The sequence below is a fragment of the Paraburkholderia sp. Clong3 genome (assembly GCF_050436485.1).
Lineage (GTDB): Bacteria > Pseudomonadota > Gammaproteobacteria > Burkholderiales > Burkholderiaceae > Paraburkholderia > Paraburkholderia tuberum.
Map to the genome: position 1 here is coordinate 3,377,211 of NZ_JBNDMH010000002.1, position 12,803 is coordinate 3,390,013.

12 protein-coding genes are annotated in these 12,803 nt (G+C 64.4%); 2 read left to right on the forward strand and 10 right to left on the reverse strand.

Features of this window, described 5'->3' with window-relative positions; genetic code table 11:
* Positions 1-155 precede the first annotated feature (155 nt).
* On the reverse strand, positions 156-3,752 hold the full coding sequence (locus OKW30_RS19650; RefSeq protein ID WP_429347414.1) for an indolepyruvate ferredoxin oxidoreductase family protein: 3,597 nt from the start codon (positions 3,750-3,752) through the stop codon (positions 156-158).
* A 388-nt stretch (positions 3,753-4,140) separates the two neighbouring features.
* Here OKW30_RS19650 and OKW30_RS19655 point away from each other — a divergent pair, with 388 nt between their 5' ends.
* Entirely contained in the window at positions 4,141-4,326 is a 186-nt protein-coding gene (locus OKW30_RS19655; RefSeq protein ID WP_184056361.1) for a hypothetical protein, read from the forward strand.
* A 138-nt stretch (positions 4,327-4,464) separates the two neighbouring features.
* Here OKW30_RS19655 and hppD read toward each other — a convergent pair whose 3' ends face one another.
* Positions 4,465-5,562, reverse strand: a complete 1,098-nt coding sequence (gene hppD / locus OKW30_RS19660; RefSeq protein WP_429347415.1) for a 4-hydroxyphenylpyruvate dioxygenase — start codon at positions 5,560-5,562, stop codon at positions 4,465-4,467.
* A 188-nt stretch (positions 5,563-5,750) separates the two neighbouring features.
* Here hppD and OKW30_RS19665 point away from each other — a divergent pair, with 188 nt between their 5' ends.
* A complete protein-coding gene (locus OKW30_RS19665; protein ID WP_184034682.1) occupies positions 5,751-6,248 on the forward strand; it encodes an Lrp/AsnC family transcriptional regulator in 498 nt (165 codons plus the stop codon).
* Between the two features lie 99 nt (positions 6,249-6,347).
* On the opposite strand, the gene OKW30_RS19670 is transcribed toward OKW30_RS19665, so the two are convergent.
* The 8 genes from OKW30_RS19670 to paaA form a co-directional block, all read right to left on the reverse strand.
* Positions 6,348-7,016 (reverse strand): GNAT family N-acetyltransferase, encoded by a 669-nt coding sequence (locus OKW30_RS19670; protein ID WP_429347416.1) that lies wholly within the window; start codon positions 7,014-7,016, stop codon positions 6,348-6,350.
* 278 nt (positions 7,017-7,294) lie between these two features.
* The gene (locus OKW30_RS19675) at positions 7,295-7,906 is read right to left on the reverse strand and encodes a TetR/AcrR family transcriptional regulator (protein WP_184073520.1); all 612 of its coding nucleotides are present in this window, start codon (positions 7,904-7,906) and stop codon (positions 7,295-7,297) included.
* Positions 7,907-7,923: 17 nt separating this feature from the next.
* Complete coding sequence (locus OKW30_RS19680; RefSeq protein WP_184073518.1) at positions 7,924-8,739, reverse strand: DUF1835 domain-containing protein; 816 nt, start codon at positions 8,737-8,739, stop codon at positions 7,924-7,926.
* Between the two features lie 175 nt (positions 8,740-8,914).
* A complete protein-coding gene (gene paaE, locus OKW30_RS19685) occupies positions 8,915-10,003 on the reverse strand; it encodes a 1,2-phenylacetyl-CoA epoxidase subunit PaaE (RefSeq protein ID WP_184034674.1) in 1,089 nt (362 codons plus the stop codon).
* 1 nt (position 10,004) lies between these two features.
* Positions 10,005-10,589 carry a 1,2-phenylacetyl-CoA epoxidase subunit PaaD gene (paaD, locus tag OKW30_RS19690; protein WP_429347417.1) on the reverse strand — a complete coding sequence of 195 codons (585 nt, stop codon included), beginning with the start codon at positions 10,587-10,589 and terminating at the stop codon, positions 10,005-10,007.
* A 7-nt stretch (positions 10,590-10,596) separates the two neighbouring features.
* Positions 10,597-11,409, reverse strand: a complete 813-nt coding sequence (gene paaC, locus OKW30_RS19695) for a 1,2-phenylacetyl-CoA epoxidase subunit PaaC (protein WP_429347418.1) — start codon at positions 11,407-11,409, stop codon at positions 10,597-10,599.
* 8 nt (positions 11,410-11,417) lie between these two features.
* The gene (gene paaB / locus OKW30_RS19700; RefSeq protein ID WP_018418671.1) at positions 11,418-11,702 is read right to left on the reverse strand and encodes a 1,2-phenylacetyl-CoA epoxidase subunit PaaB; all 285 of its coding nucleotides are present in this window, start codon (positions 11,700-11,702) and stop codon (positions 11,418-11,420) included.
* A gap of 36 nt (positions 11,703-11,738) precedes the next feature.
* Positions 11,739-12,740: a 1,2-phenylacetyl-CoA epoxidase subunit PaaA gene (paaA, locus tag OKW30_RS19705; RefSeq protein ID WP_184056337.1), complete on the reverse strand. Its 1,002-nt coding sequence runs from the start codon at positions 12,738-12,740 to the stop codon at positions 11,739-11,741.
* Between the last annotated feature and the right edge of the window lie 63 nt (positions 12,741-12,803).

Consider the following 12,803-nt stretch of genomic DNA (forward strand, 5'->3'; position numbering starts at 1 on the left):
TATCACGTGAGGTTGGCGTGGGCGCAGCAGTAACGCGCGCGCGGCGGCCTGGGCAGAAGCGCTACGGAACCCCGGTTCCGTAGCGCTTTTTTGCGCCTGAAAAAAAGCGGCGGTCCGTGCAGACCGCCGCTTTTCGGTTCAGCTGGGAGAGTCGATCAAGCCGCGTGCTGCGTCTTGCCCGCATCCGGCGAACGCCAACGCGCGAGCAGCTCGTTCCACTTGATGCGCACGCCTTTCAGGTTGTTTTCCTTCACATGCCCATAGCCGCGGATGCCGTCGGGCAGATTCGCGAGCTCGACCGCGAGATCGCGTTTCTGAGAAGTCAGCCCGCCGATCAGCTCACGCACCAATGCCTCGTATTCGCCGATCAGCGCGCGCTCGGTGCGACGCTCCCCGGTGTTGCCGAACACGTCGAACGCGGTGCCGCGCAGGAACTTGAGCTTCGCGAGCACGTGCATCGCGCGGAACATCCACGGGCCGTACTTCTTCTTCACCAGATGGCCGTGCGCGTCCTTCTTCGATAGCGTAGGCGGAGCGAGATGCAGGTGCAGCTTCCAGTCGCCTTCGAACGTCGCGTTCAGTTTTTCGATGAACGCCGGGTCGCTGTACAGACGTGCGACTTCGTATTCGTCCTTGTACGCCATCAGCTTGTGCAGGTTCTTCGCGACCGCCTCGGTCAGCGGCATTTGGCCGTCGGCGGAATCGAGCGCTTCTTCCGCGGCTCGCACCTGCGACACCAGCGCGCGATAGCGCTCCGCGTACGCACGGTTCTGCCAGGCGGTCAGATAGTCGGCGCGCTTGTCGATCAGCGTGTCGAGCGCCTTCGGCGTATGCAGCGCGATGATCTTGCCGTCCGCGCTGTCGGCCGGATCGCCGCGTCCCTGCGTTTGCGCGAGCTTGCGTACCGCAGCCAGATCGTGCGCGGCACGCCGGCCCCATTCGAACGCCGCGCGGTTCTTGTCCACCTGCACGTTGTTCAGCTCGATCGCGCGAATCAGAGACTCGTGCGTGAGCGGTACCCAGCCGCGCTGCCACGCATAGCCGAGCACGAACGGGTTCGTGTAGATCGCGTCGCCGAGCAGCGCGACGGCGAAGTGATTCGCGTCGACGGTCGAGACATTGTCATCGCCGGCCGCGGCGCGCACGTCGGCTTCGGTGCTGCTGCCGGGGAAGCGCCAGTTCGGGTTCCTGATCAGCTCGGCCGTCGGCGTGTGCGCGCTGTTCAGCACGACGCGCGTGCGATCCGCGTGCATCCGCGACACGCATTCGTCGCTGGCGGTGACGATCGCGTCGCAGCCGATCACGAGGCTCGCTTCGCCCATTGCGATGCGGGTCGCGTGGATGTCGGCGGGCTGCTTCGCGATTTGCACGTGGCTCATCACGGCGCCGCCTTTCTGCGCGAGGCCGGTGACATCGAGCACCGTGACGCCCTTGTTCTCGAGATGCGCGGCCATGCCGAGCAGCGCGCCGATCGTGACGACGCCCGTGCCGCCGACGCCCGTCACCAGAACGCCGTACGGACGGTCGATGGACGGCAACTCGGGATCCGGCACCGGCGGCATTTCGGCGCCGGCGCCCGACGCCGCCTTCGGCTTGCGCAACTGGCCGCCTTCAACGGAGACGAAGCTCGGGCAGAAGCCGTTCACGCACGAGAAGTCCTTGTTGCAGGTCGACTGGTTGATCTGGCGCTTCGTGCCGTACTCAGTATCGAGCGGTTCGACCGACAGGCAGTTCGACTTCACCGAGCAGTCGCCGCAGCCTTCGCACACCGCTTCGTTGATCACGACGCGCCGTGCTGGATCGGGATACGCGCCGCGTTTCCTGCGACGGCGCTTTTCGGTCGCGCAGGTCTGGTCGTAGATCAGGATCGTGGTGCCCGGAACCTCGCGCAGCTGACGTTGCACGTCGTCGAGCTGGTCGCGGTGGTGAATGTCGACGCCGGGCGCGAGGCCGACGTTTGCCGCGTACTTCTCCGGCTCATCGGTGACGATGACGATCTTCGCCGCGCCTTCGGCGGCGAGCTGATGCGTGATCTGCGGCACGCTCAGCACGCCGTCGACCGGCTGGCCGCCCGTCATCGCGACCGCGTCGTTGTACAGCAGCTTGTAGGTGATGTTCGCCTTCGACGCGATCGCCGCGCGAATCGCGAGCAGCCCCGAGTGGAAGTAGGTGCCGTCGCCGAGATTGGCGAACACGTGCTTGTCGTTCGTGAACGGCGCCTGGCCGATCCACGCGACACCTTCGCCGCCCATCTGGCTGAACGTGCTGGTGCTGCGATCCATCCAGACCGTCATGTAATGACAGCCGATGCCGGCCATCGCGCGCGAGCCTTCCGGCACGTTGGTCGACGTGTTGTGCGGGCAGCCCGAGCAGAACCACGGCTTGCGCTCGACTTCGACGCGCGGCCGCGCGAGCGCCTTTTCCTTCGCCTCGATCACCGCGATGCGCGCGGCAATGCGGGCGCGCACGTCCGATGGCAGATCGAACTTGTCGAGCCGCGTGGCGATCGCCTTCGCGATGATCGCGGGCGACAGCTCGTAGTGCGCCGGCAGCAGCCAGTTGCCCATCGGCACCGACCATTCGCCGCCCGCGCCGTCCTTCTCGTCGAACTTGCCGAATACGCGCGGGCGCTGCGCGTCGGGCCAGTTGTACAGCTCTTCCTTGATCGCGTATTCGAGGATCTGGCGCTTTTCCTCGACCACCAGAATTTCGTCGAGACCGCGTGCGAAGGCCTGCGCACCTTGCGCTTCGAGCGGCCACACGCAGCCGACCTTGTACAGCCGGATGCCGATGCGCGAGCAGGTTTCGTCGTCGAGACCGAGGTCGGTCAGCGCCTGGCGCACGTCTAGATAAGCTTTGCCGCCGGTCATGATGCCGAAGCGCGCATGCGGCGAATCGATTTCGACGCGGTCGAGTTTGTTCGCTCGCACGTAGGCGAGGCCCGCGTACCACTTGTAGTCGAGCAGACGCGCTTCCTGCACGAGCGGCGGATCGGGCCAGCGGATGTTCAGCCCACCGTCGGGCATCACGAAGTCTTCCGGCAGGATGATGTTGGTGCGGTGCGGATCGATATCGACCGATGCGGACGATTCGACCACGTCGGTCACGCACTTCATCGCGACCCAGAGGCCCGAGTAGCGGCTCATCGCCCAGCCGTGCAGGCCGAAGTCCAGATATTCCTGCACGTTCGACGGAAACAGCACCGGCAGCCCGCATGCCTTGAAGATGTGTTCGGACTGATGCGCGAGTGTCGAGGATTTGGCCGCGTGATCGTCGCCGGCGAGCACGAGAACGCCGCCGTGCCGCGACGAGCCGGCCGAGTTGCCGTGCTTGAAGACGTCACCGGACCGGTCGACGCCGGGGCCCTTGCCGTACCACATCGAAAACACGCCGTCGTATTTGGCACTCGGGTACAGATTAACTTGCTGCGAACCCCACACGGCGGTGGCCGCGAGGTCTTCGTTGACGCCGGGCTGGAACACCACCTGATGCGCGGACAGATGCTTTTTCGCTTTCCACAGCGACTGGTCGAGGCCGCCGAGCGGCGATCCGCGGTAGCCGGAGATGAAGCCGGCCGTGTTGAGGCCGGCGGCGCGGTCGCGTTCCTGCTGCAGCATCGGCAGACGCACCAGCGCCTGGATGCCGCTCATGTACGCGCGGCCGCGATCGAGGGTGTATTTGTCGTCGAGCGTGACGGAAGACAACGCGGCTTCGAGCGAGGCTCGCTGACCTGCGTCTAGCGGGGCATTCATTATGTGTACTCCTCCACTTCAGCTTGGGATCACCAAAACTTTTCTGGCCCCCGGCATCTCGTGAATGCTGGGGCCGGGGTCGTCATATTGACGGGTTTTAAGCGATGGTAGCACTGGTGGAAACCCGCCGCAGCGGATCAAAAATCGCCCCGCGCACGATCTGATTTCGGCCGGTTTCGCGACGAGTTGCCGACGTGTTGTCAGCAGTTGTCGCGGATTTCCGCCGGAATGGAGTTGTGTTGCGCCTGCGCGTGTAACAAGCTGTAAAACCTACAAATTTGCGGAACCGCAGTGAAAACGACTGTCTAACCCCGACCTGCGAGCAATGCCGAACGCCGCGCATTCTGTGCAGCTTCTGGACAGCAGGGCAGTTAGAAAAGGAGTACGCATGAACACAAGAAACATCCAGACCTTCCTGATGGTTTCCGCCGCTTTCTTCGCAATGAGCGCGCCGGTGCGCTCGAATCCGGGCAGCACGGGGGCACTGTCGAACGCGATCATCCGCACGGCGCAGGTGGCGCCGGCGCGGGTCGACGGTGCGATCGGCAGCGATCTGTACAGGCAGAATTCATGACGCACCGCATCGCGCGCGTCTAGTGACGACCGGCCGCCGTTCCGAAGAGAGCGGCGGCGTTGCAACGCAAAAGGGCGAGGATCCTGCGATCCGCGCCCTTTTTTCTTCTGCGCGCCGATCAGGCGCGAGTCTCCGTGGTCAGGTCTTGTCCTGCACGACGCCGCGGCGAATCTGATCGAGCTCGATCGATTCGAACAGCGCCTTGAAGTTGCCTTCGCCGAAGCCTTGGTTGCCCTTGCGCTGAATGATCTCGAAGAAGATCGGGCCGATCTGGTTTTCGGTGAAGATCTGCAGCAGCAGATCGTCCGGTGCGCCGTCGATCAGGATCTTGCGCTTGCGCAGTTCCTCGAGCGGCTCGCCATGATTCGGCACGCGTCGGTCGACGAGTTCGTAGTACGTGTCGATCGTGTCGAGCAGTGAAATGTCCGATGCGCGCAGGCCGTCGACGGTGCGGTAGATGTCGCTGGTGCCGAGCGCGATGTGCTGGATGCCTTCGCCGTGGTACGCGTCCAGGTATTCCTGGATCTGACCGGCGGTGTCCGAGCCTTCCTCGTTGATCGGAATGCGAATCTTGCCGCACGGCGAGGTCATCGCTTTCGACTTGACGCCCGTCACCTTGCCCTCGATGTCGAAGTAGCGCACCTCGCGGAAGTTGAACAGGCGCTCGTAGAACTCCGCCCATTCCTGCATGCGGCCGCGATGCACGTTGTGCGTCAGGTGATCGATATACGTCAGGCCGTGGCCGACCGGGTTCGGGTTCGCGCCCGGAATCGGCTCGAAGTCGACGTCGTAAATGTCGATGTCACCGATGCTGTTCGGCGTCGCGCCGTTCTTGCCGCGCCAGCGGTCGACGAAATAGATCAGCGAATCGCCAATGCCCTTGATCGCCGGGATGTTCAGCTCCATCGGGCCGGTCCTGTTGTCGAAACCCCATGCGCCTTTTTCGAGCGCTTGGGCGTAGGCCTTCGCGGCGTCCTGTACGCGAAACGCAATCGCGCAGATCGACGGGCCATGCAAGCGCGCGAAGCGCTGCGCAAACGAATGCTTCTCCGCGTTGACGATGAAGTTGATGTCGCCCTGACGATACAGCATCACGTCCTTATGACGATGCCGCGCGACGGCCGTGAAGCCCATCCGTTCGAACAGCTTGCCGAGCGCTTTCGGGTCCGGCGCCGTGTATTCGATGAATTCGAAGCCGTCGGTGCCGACAGGATTTTCCCAAGTTGAAACCTGCATCGTCTGTCTCCAATTCCATGCAAGAGGGTTGCCGAGGCGCGCTGGCGGTGAGCGCGCGGGACGGTCGGCTGAGCGCAACCGGATGGGGAAGTGTAGAACCGCGATGAAGGCAAAAACTTGCGAACTTAATCGCGCGTCGCTACGCTTGAGCCAGTTTATGGCTCTATTCGAACGACACGTGGCAGAACATGGCTATTGGCGAGATAGACGCGATCGATCGACGCATTCTGGCGATCCTTCAGGAGAATGGCCGGCTGTCGAATCAGGAGATTGCGGAACGGATCAATCTGTCGCCGAGTCCGTGCCTGCGGCGGATTCGCCGGCTCGAGGAAAGCGGCGTGATTCGCGGCTATGTCGCGCTGCTCGACGCGCAGCGTCTCGGGCTTGACCTGCTCGCGTATGTCAGCGTGCGGCTGGAGAAGGGTGGCGGTCGCGCGTTCAGTCCGCATGGCGAGGCCACGCACGCCGATCTGTTCGGCGCGGCCGTGCAGACGTGGCCCGAAGTTGTCGCATGTCACGCGATGACGGGTGAGATGGATTACCTGCTGCGCGTCCAGGTGGAGGACATGGCGCACTTTTCGCGCTTCGTGCAGGATCAATTGCTGCGGCATCCATCGGTGATCGATGTGAAATCGAGCTTTTCGCTAGAAAAGATCAAGGAAACGACAGCGCTGCCCATTTTGTAGGCTTCACGCGCATGGTCCTACGCATGGCGTTGATTGGGTACAGATAGAAAAGAGGGCGACCTTGCGGCCGCCCCAATCTCATTTCCCCGTAGCGACTGTTCAGGCAGCGACAGCCACCGGCATGAACGACTCGAACAGTCGCGATGCCTGGCGTGCGTGGCGCTTGAGCGCGTAATCGAACACGGCGGCCTGCTCCTGCAGCATTTCCGCGAGGATGCTCGACTGATCGGCGGGCGACAGCGTCAGATAGGCGTCGGCCTCGCCGTACGCGTACTCGATCTTCATGCCGGCCTTCCTGGCGATGTGCATCATGGTCGAATTGCGCGCCAGGCAGTGGATGTACAGCGTCGTCACATGCGTGTTGCGGCTGCGGATCGCGGCGCGCTCGAATAGCCTCGAGCCGATACCGATGCCGCGTGCGCTTTCGAGCACGGAGACGCCGAATTCGGCGGTGCGCTTGTTGCCTTCGGCCGGCAGGTAGGCCAGATGGCCGACGCCGCTCAGTTCCAGCTTGCTGTTGAACACGCCGAACACGGTGTCACGCGTAAAGTCGATCGCGCGCACGTAGTTTTCGATCACATGGTTCGGCACGAGCTGGCCGAAGCGCAGCAGACGGTCTTCTTCGTCGAGCGCGAGGAAGTGAGCAAGCAGGCGTTCGCGATCGGCGGCGGTGAGTTCACGGACCAGAACGTGCGCGCGTTCAGCAGGCAGCGACGCGCGATCGTTCGGCGCGATCGGCTCGGTGTTGCGATGGGTCAGCATGTTCATGGTCGGGTTCTCCTTTTAATCAGGCGGCGTTGTGCACCGCAAAACCGATTTTAACGGAAACCTAAGCCATTCACTAGGGAAAACCCGTATCAAAAGTCGAGGTGAATACCTGGAGCGCTGGAACCCTAAATTTAATTATTTGATTTTAAACAGAAGTTAAAAGTGATCGTACGTTCGTGACGCGATGCTGCATGGATTCCCTGCGCTGATTTATTTGGTCTGCATGTTGTTGCTTTGCAACATCCAGTGCGCGGGTTGCGATCTGTTCAGACCATCGTCTACTTGGCCGGCGCGCTGCCGAGACCATGCTCGACCATGCCGACCACCTGCTCGGCGAACTCGCGATAGCCCATCCGGCCGTCCGGCTTGAGCCACGTGAAGGTCCAGTTGATCATGCCGAACACCATCATCGTCAGCGCGGTCTGGTTGTCGCGTGTCGCGCGTTCGGGATAGGCGCGCACGAGCTGCCGCGCGAAGGCGGCGACTACGTCGCGCTGACGGTTCAGGATGATCTCGCGCTGCGAATCGACCAGATACTTGACATCGTTCAGCAGCGCGACGTGCCGGCTGTGCGACGTCTCATACTCGGACAGGAACGCGCGGATCAGCTCCGCGAAGGTTTCTCGCTCGCTCAGTTCGCGCCGCTGGCTCGATCCTTCCACCTCGGCGATGATCAGCATCAGGCGCTTCGTGTAGCGATCGAGCAGATCGAACAGGATTGCTTCCTTGCTCTCGTAATAGTGATAGAGGCGCGCTTTCGAGGTGCCGCTCGCCGCGGCAAGATCGGCCATCGAGGTGCTTGGATAGCTGGTCTGCGCGAACTTCGCGGCGGCCAGTTCGAGAATCTGCTCGCGTTGGGTTTCGTGGTCGGGGGCTCGGGTGCGGGCCATATTCGTCTGTTCTTATCTTATTGGGGTGAGCAGGGGGCGGATGCCGCGCGCAGTTCGAGCGAGCGCCATACGTTCGCATCGCCGCGCAGGCGGATGCGCCGCAGCGCCGCGAGTTCGCGCATGCGCCACAGCACGATGCTGTCGCTGACGAGGAACCACAACCCGGCGGTCATCACATAGGCGGCGACGCGCGCGGCGGGCTGCCAGTCGTCGGTTGCGCGGTCGAGGATCAGCGCGTCGATTTCGGCAACACTGCCGCTCGTGAAGGTGTTGTCACGCCAGCGCCGCGTCTCGCCGTTCGCCTGTTTGACCTCCTGCCATTCGAGCGCGAGCCGGCTGATGCGCAGCACGGAAATCGGCGCGGCGTCCGGCAGGTGTGTCTGCAATACGTCCGGCGCAAACATGCCGACCGATGTCGCGCGATCCTTGCGGGTATGCGCCCACGCTTGCGGATCGGTGAGGTCGGCGATCGACAGACGCACTTCGTTCAAACGCTGCGGGCTGTTGCGCACCAGGTAGCAGACGCGGCGCAGCATCAGTTGATCGGACGCGCTTTCGGCGTGCCACACCACGAGATTCGCGGTGCTGCTGGCGAGGCCGTCGAGCACCGCGGCCTGTTCGCGGAACTCGCGCACAAAGTCGCGTTGCGTGTCCGCGCTGACGCGTTCCCAGAAGTCGGCGCGCACGTGCGGAGCGTCGTCGACGCCGCGTAACGGGCCGACCGCCAGATCGTCCCGCAGCGGCTGCACGCGATCGTCGCGGCCCGCCTGGTCCAGCGCGGTACGCAGCGACTCGGCGGCGACATCGCCGTTGGTGAGGTGAATCGTGCTCATGGGCAAGGGCTTGCAGTGACGTCAGCAGCTGTAACAAAAAGAGGCCGCTCGCCGACTGGAACCCGATGTCCCGATCGATGAGCGGCCCCTAGTTTAAGCGGATCGCGAAACGGCCGAAAGCGGTGGCGGACGTCACAGGAGGGCAGTCCGTACCTAGGCCACGAAAGCACTCGACTCAACGTTCGTCGTAACTGACGACGACCTTGTCGCTAACCGGATGACACTGACACGTCAGCACGAACCCGTCGCGGACCTCGTGTTCTTCGAGCGTGTAGTTCTTTTCCATCTTCACTTCGCCCTCGAGCACCTTCGCGCGACAGGTGCAGCACACGCCGCCCTTGCACGCATACGGCAGCGCGAGACCGGCGCGCAGCCCGACGTCGAGCACGCTCGTGCCCTGATACGGCAGGCGCAGCTTGCGGCGCTTGCCGTCGAGCACGATTTCGAGCTCGGCCGCGGGGGTGTCCGCGGTGATCTCGACGGGCGGCACGCCCGCCTGCGGCAGCGGCGTGCCGAAGCGCTCGACGTGCACCTTCGCGGGCGGCACGCCGGCTGCCTTGAGCGCGGCCTCGGCCGCATCCATCATCGGCGCGGGGCCGCAGATGAACGCTTCGTCGATCGCGTCGGCCGGCAGCAGCTGCTCGATGAACGCCGCGCATTTTTCCTGGTCGAGCACGCCGTTAAACAGCTCGACGTCCTGCAGGTCGTCCGACAGCACGTGATACAGCACGAAGCGGTTCATGAAGCGGTTCTTCAGATCCTCGAGCTCCTCGGCGAACATGATCTGGTCGACGCTGCGGTTGCCGTAGACGAGCGTGAAGGTGCTGCGCGGCTCGACTTCGAGCGTCGTCTTGATGATCGCGAGCACCGGCGTGATGCCCGAGCCGCCCGAGAACGCGAGGTACTGCTGCCCCTGTTCCGCGTTCAGGTGCGTGAAGAAACGGCCGTCGGGCGTCATCACGTCGATCGTGTGGCCCGGCTGCAGCGTGTCGAACGCGAAGTTCGAGAAACGCCCACCGCGCACGCGCTTGATGCCGATGCGCAACTCGCCGTCGCGATCGTAGTCGGTGACGCCCACGCAGATCGAATACGAACGGCGCGTTTCCTCACCGTCGATATGCGTCTTCAGCGTGACGAACTGGCCCTGCGTGAAGCGATAGTGGTCGCGCAGTTCGGGCGGGACTTCGAAGGCGACCGAGACCGCATCGGCGGTTTCGGGGCGCACTTCGCGGATACGCAGCGGATGGAATTGCGGGGTCGCCATATCAGTACGGTTTGAAGTAGTCGAAGGGTTCGCGGCAGTCGAGGCAGCGATACAGGGCCTTGCAGGCGGTCGAGCCGAATTGCGCGAGCCGCTCGGTGTGCGCCGAGCCGCAGCGTGGGCAGCCTGGGGCCGGCAGCGCGCGCGGCACGAAGCGCAGGACTTTCTCCTGCGGCGCCGCTTGCGCGTGGGCGGCCGCGCCGCAGTTGCCCGTCGGCGGCGCGATGCCGTAGACGCGCAGTTTTTCGCGGGCTTCGGCGGTGATCCAGTCGGTGGTCCACGCCGGCGCGAGCACGGTGGCGACGCGGTATGGCGTGAGCTGCGCGGCCTCGAGCGCACGGCCGACGTCTTCGGCAATCTGCGACATCGCCGGGCAGCCCGAGTAGGTCGGCGTAATCACGACTTCGAGCGCGCCGTCGGCGGCGCGTCGCACGTCGCGCAGGATGCCGAGGTCGCGGATCGACACCACCGGGATCTCCGGGTCGGGTACCGCTTCGAGCACGGTCCATGCGCGGGTGAGCGCGGGATCGGGCGTGGCGGTCGTGGCAGCGGCGGCGTTCGCGGGCTGCGGGGCGGTCGAGGTCGTCATCGCGTACTCACCAGCTGGCGCCCGGATGCTGGCGCGCGAGGCTCTGCATTTGGGCGAGCACGAAACCCATGTGCTCCGAATGCTCGCCGTGCTTGCCCGTGCTCACGTGCCGCAGCGCCGCGGGCAGCGTCAGCGTGGCCTGGTCGAGCGTGGCGCGCACGTCGTCGAGCCACGCGGCTTCCAGCGCCGAGGTGCGCGGGCCGATGCCGGCCGCGGCGACTGCGTCTTCCACCGCGTCCGCGCTGAAGAACTCGTACGTGTACGGCATCAGATAGTCGAGCGCGGCCTGCGCGCGACGGTGCGATTCGTCGGTGCCGTCGCCGAAACGGATCAGCCACTCGCTCGCGTGATGCACGTGGTACTGCGTTTCCTTGATCGACTTCGCGGCGATCGCGGCGAGCTGCCCGTCGCTGGAGCCCGTCAGCGCACCCCACAGGTGCATCATCAGCGTCGCGTACAGGAAGTTGCGCACGATCGTGACCGCGTAATCCTTCCCGGCCTGCGCGGTGCCGGCGAGCGGCCCGTAATGCGGCAGCTCGGCGAGCGTGTAGTTCGCGAATTCGCGCTCGGCGCGGAAGTACGCGTAGTCGTCTTCGCTGCGCTGACGGCCGGTGAGCGGCGCTTCGAGCGCGGCCGCGTGCGTGTACAGCAGGCGCGCCTGGCCGATCAGGTCGAGGCTCATGTTCGACAGCGCGATGTCCTCTTCGAGGATCGGGCCGTGGCCGCACCACTCGGTGTTGCGCTGACCGAGGATCAGCGCGGTATCCGCGAGGCGCAGCACGTACTGGAGATGTTCGGGCGTAGTGGACGTAGTGGTCATGGCCGCGCTTACATGTGGTTGACTTCGTCGGGGAGCGTGTAGAACGTCGGGTGGCGATAGATCTTGTCGCCCGCCGGTTCGAACAGCTCGGCCTTCTCGTGCGGCGCCGAGGCCGTGATCGCCGAGGACGGCACCACCCAGATGCTCACGCCTTCCTGGCGGCGCGTGTAGACGTCGCGCGCCATGCGCAGCGCCATCGGCGCGTCGGCGGCATGCAGACTGCCGCAGTGTTTATGGTCGAGTCCCTGCTTGCTGCGCACGAACACTTCCCAAATCGGCCATTCCTTGTTCATTGCTGATCTCCTGATTCCTTTGATGTGCGGTGCCACTCAGGCGGCGTGCTGTTGCGCGCGCTGGCGCTGCTTTTCCGCGTGGGCGAGCGCGGCTTCGCGTACCCAGGCGCCGTCTTCATGGGCCTTCACGCGGGTCGCGAGGCGCTCGCGGTTGCACGGGCCGTCGCCATTGACGACGCGCCAGAACTCTTCCCAGTCGATGTCGCCGTAGTCGTAGTGACCGCGCGCCTCGTTCCATTTGAGGTCCGCGTCGGGCAGCGTGACGCCGAGCACCTTCGCCTGCTCGACGGTCGCATCGACGAATTTCTGGCGCAGGTCGTCGTTGGTGATGCGCTTGATGCCCCATCTGGCCGACTGGTTGCTGTGGACCGAATCCTTGTCGCTCGGGCCGAACATCATCAGCACCGGCCACCACCAGCGGTTCACCGCCTGCTGGACCAGCTCGCGCTGCGCCTCGGTGCCCGCCATCATCGCGAGCAGCGCGTCGAAGCCCTGGCGCTGATGGAACGACTCTTCCTTGCAGATGCGGATCATCGCGCGGGCGTACGGGCCGTACGTGCAGCGGCATAGCGGGATCTGGTTCATGATCGCCGCGCCGTCGACGAGCCAGCCGATCACGCCGACGTCGGCCCAGGTGGGTGTCGGGTAGTTGAAGATGCTCGAATACTTGGCCTTGCCCGCGTGCAGCGCGTCGATCAGCTGCTCGCGCGAGACACCGAGCGTTTCGGCGGCGCTATACAGATAGAGGCCGTGGCCGGCTTCGTCCTGCACCTTGGCGATCAGGATCGCCTTGCGCTTGAGGCTCGGCGCGCGCGTGATCCAGTTGCCCTCGGGCAGCATGCCGACGATCTCCGAGTGCGCATGCTGCGAGATCTGCCGCACCAGCGTTTTGCGGTACGCGTCGGGCATCCAGTCCTGCGGCTCGATCTTGCCGTCGGCGCTCATGACCGCGTCGAAGCGAGCCTGTTGTTCGGGCGAATTCGCGTCCGCGTCCAGCGGGGCGACGTTGCCGGGGATATCGAGGGATTGGGTGTACATGAGGGACGCTCTCTCTGGAGGAGTGGTCTGTGTCGGCGTAGTATAAACCAACCGACCGGTCGG

Bases quoted from the DNA above. Each gene is read 5' to 3' on its own strand.
- OKW30_RS19670 (WP_429347416.1), bottom strand. From the start codon at position 7,016: ATGAACATGCTGACCCATCGCAACACCGAGCCGATCGCGCCGAACGAT.
- paaC (WP_429347418.1), bottom strand. From the start codon at position 11,409: ATGACCACTACGTCCACTACGCCCGAACATCTCCAGTACGTGCTGCGC.
- OKW30_RS19675 (WP_184073520.1), bottom strand. From the start codon at position 7,906: ATGGCCCGCACCCGAGCCCCCGACCACGAAACCCAACGCGAGCAGATT.
- paaD (WP_429347417.1), bottom strand. From the start codon at position 10,589: ATGACGACCTCGACCGCCCCGCAGCCCGCGAACGCCGCCGCTGCCACG.
- OKW30_RS19655 (WP_184056361.1), top strand. From the start codon at position 4,141: ATGAACACAAGAAACATCCAGACCTTCCTGATGGTTTCCGCCGCTTTC.
- OKW30_RS19650 (WP_429347414.1), bottom strand. From the start codon at position 3,752: ATGAATGCCCCGCTAGACGCAGGTCAGCGAGCCTCGCTCGAAGCCGCG.
- paaE (WP_184034674.1), bottom strand. From the start codon at position 10,003: ATGGCGACCCCGCAATTCCATCCGCTGCGTATCCGCGAAGTGCGCCCC.
- paaA (WP_184056337.1), bottom strand. From the start codon at position 12,740: ATGTACACCCAATCCCTCGATATCCCCGGCAACGTCGCCCCGCTGGAC.
- OKW30_RS19665 (WP_184034682.1), top strand. From the start codon at position 5,751: ATGGCTATTGGCGAGATAGACGCGATCGATCGACGCATTCTGGCGATC.
- hppD (WP_429347415.1), bottom strand. From the start codon at position 5,562: ATGCAGGTTTCAACTTGGGAAAATCCTGTCGGCACCGACGGCTTCGAA.
- OKW30_RS19680 (WP_184073518.1), bottom strand. From the start codon at position 8,739: ATGAGCACGATTCACCTCACCAACGGCGATGTCGCCGCCGAGTCGCTG.
- paaB (WP_018418671.1), bottom strand. From the start codon at position 11,702: ATGAACAAGGAATGGCCGATTTGGGAAGTGTTCGTGCGCAGCAAGCAG.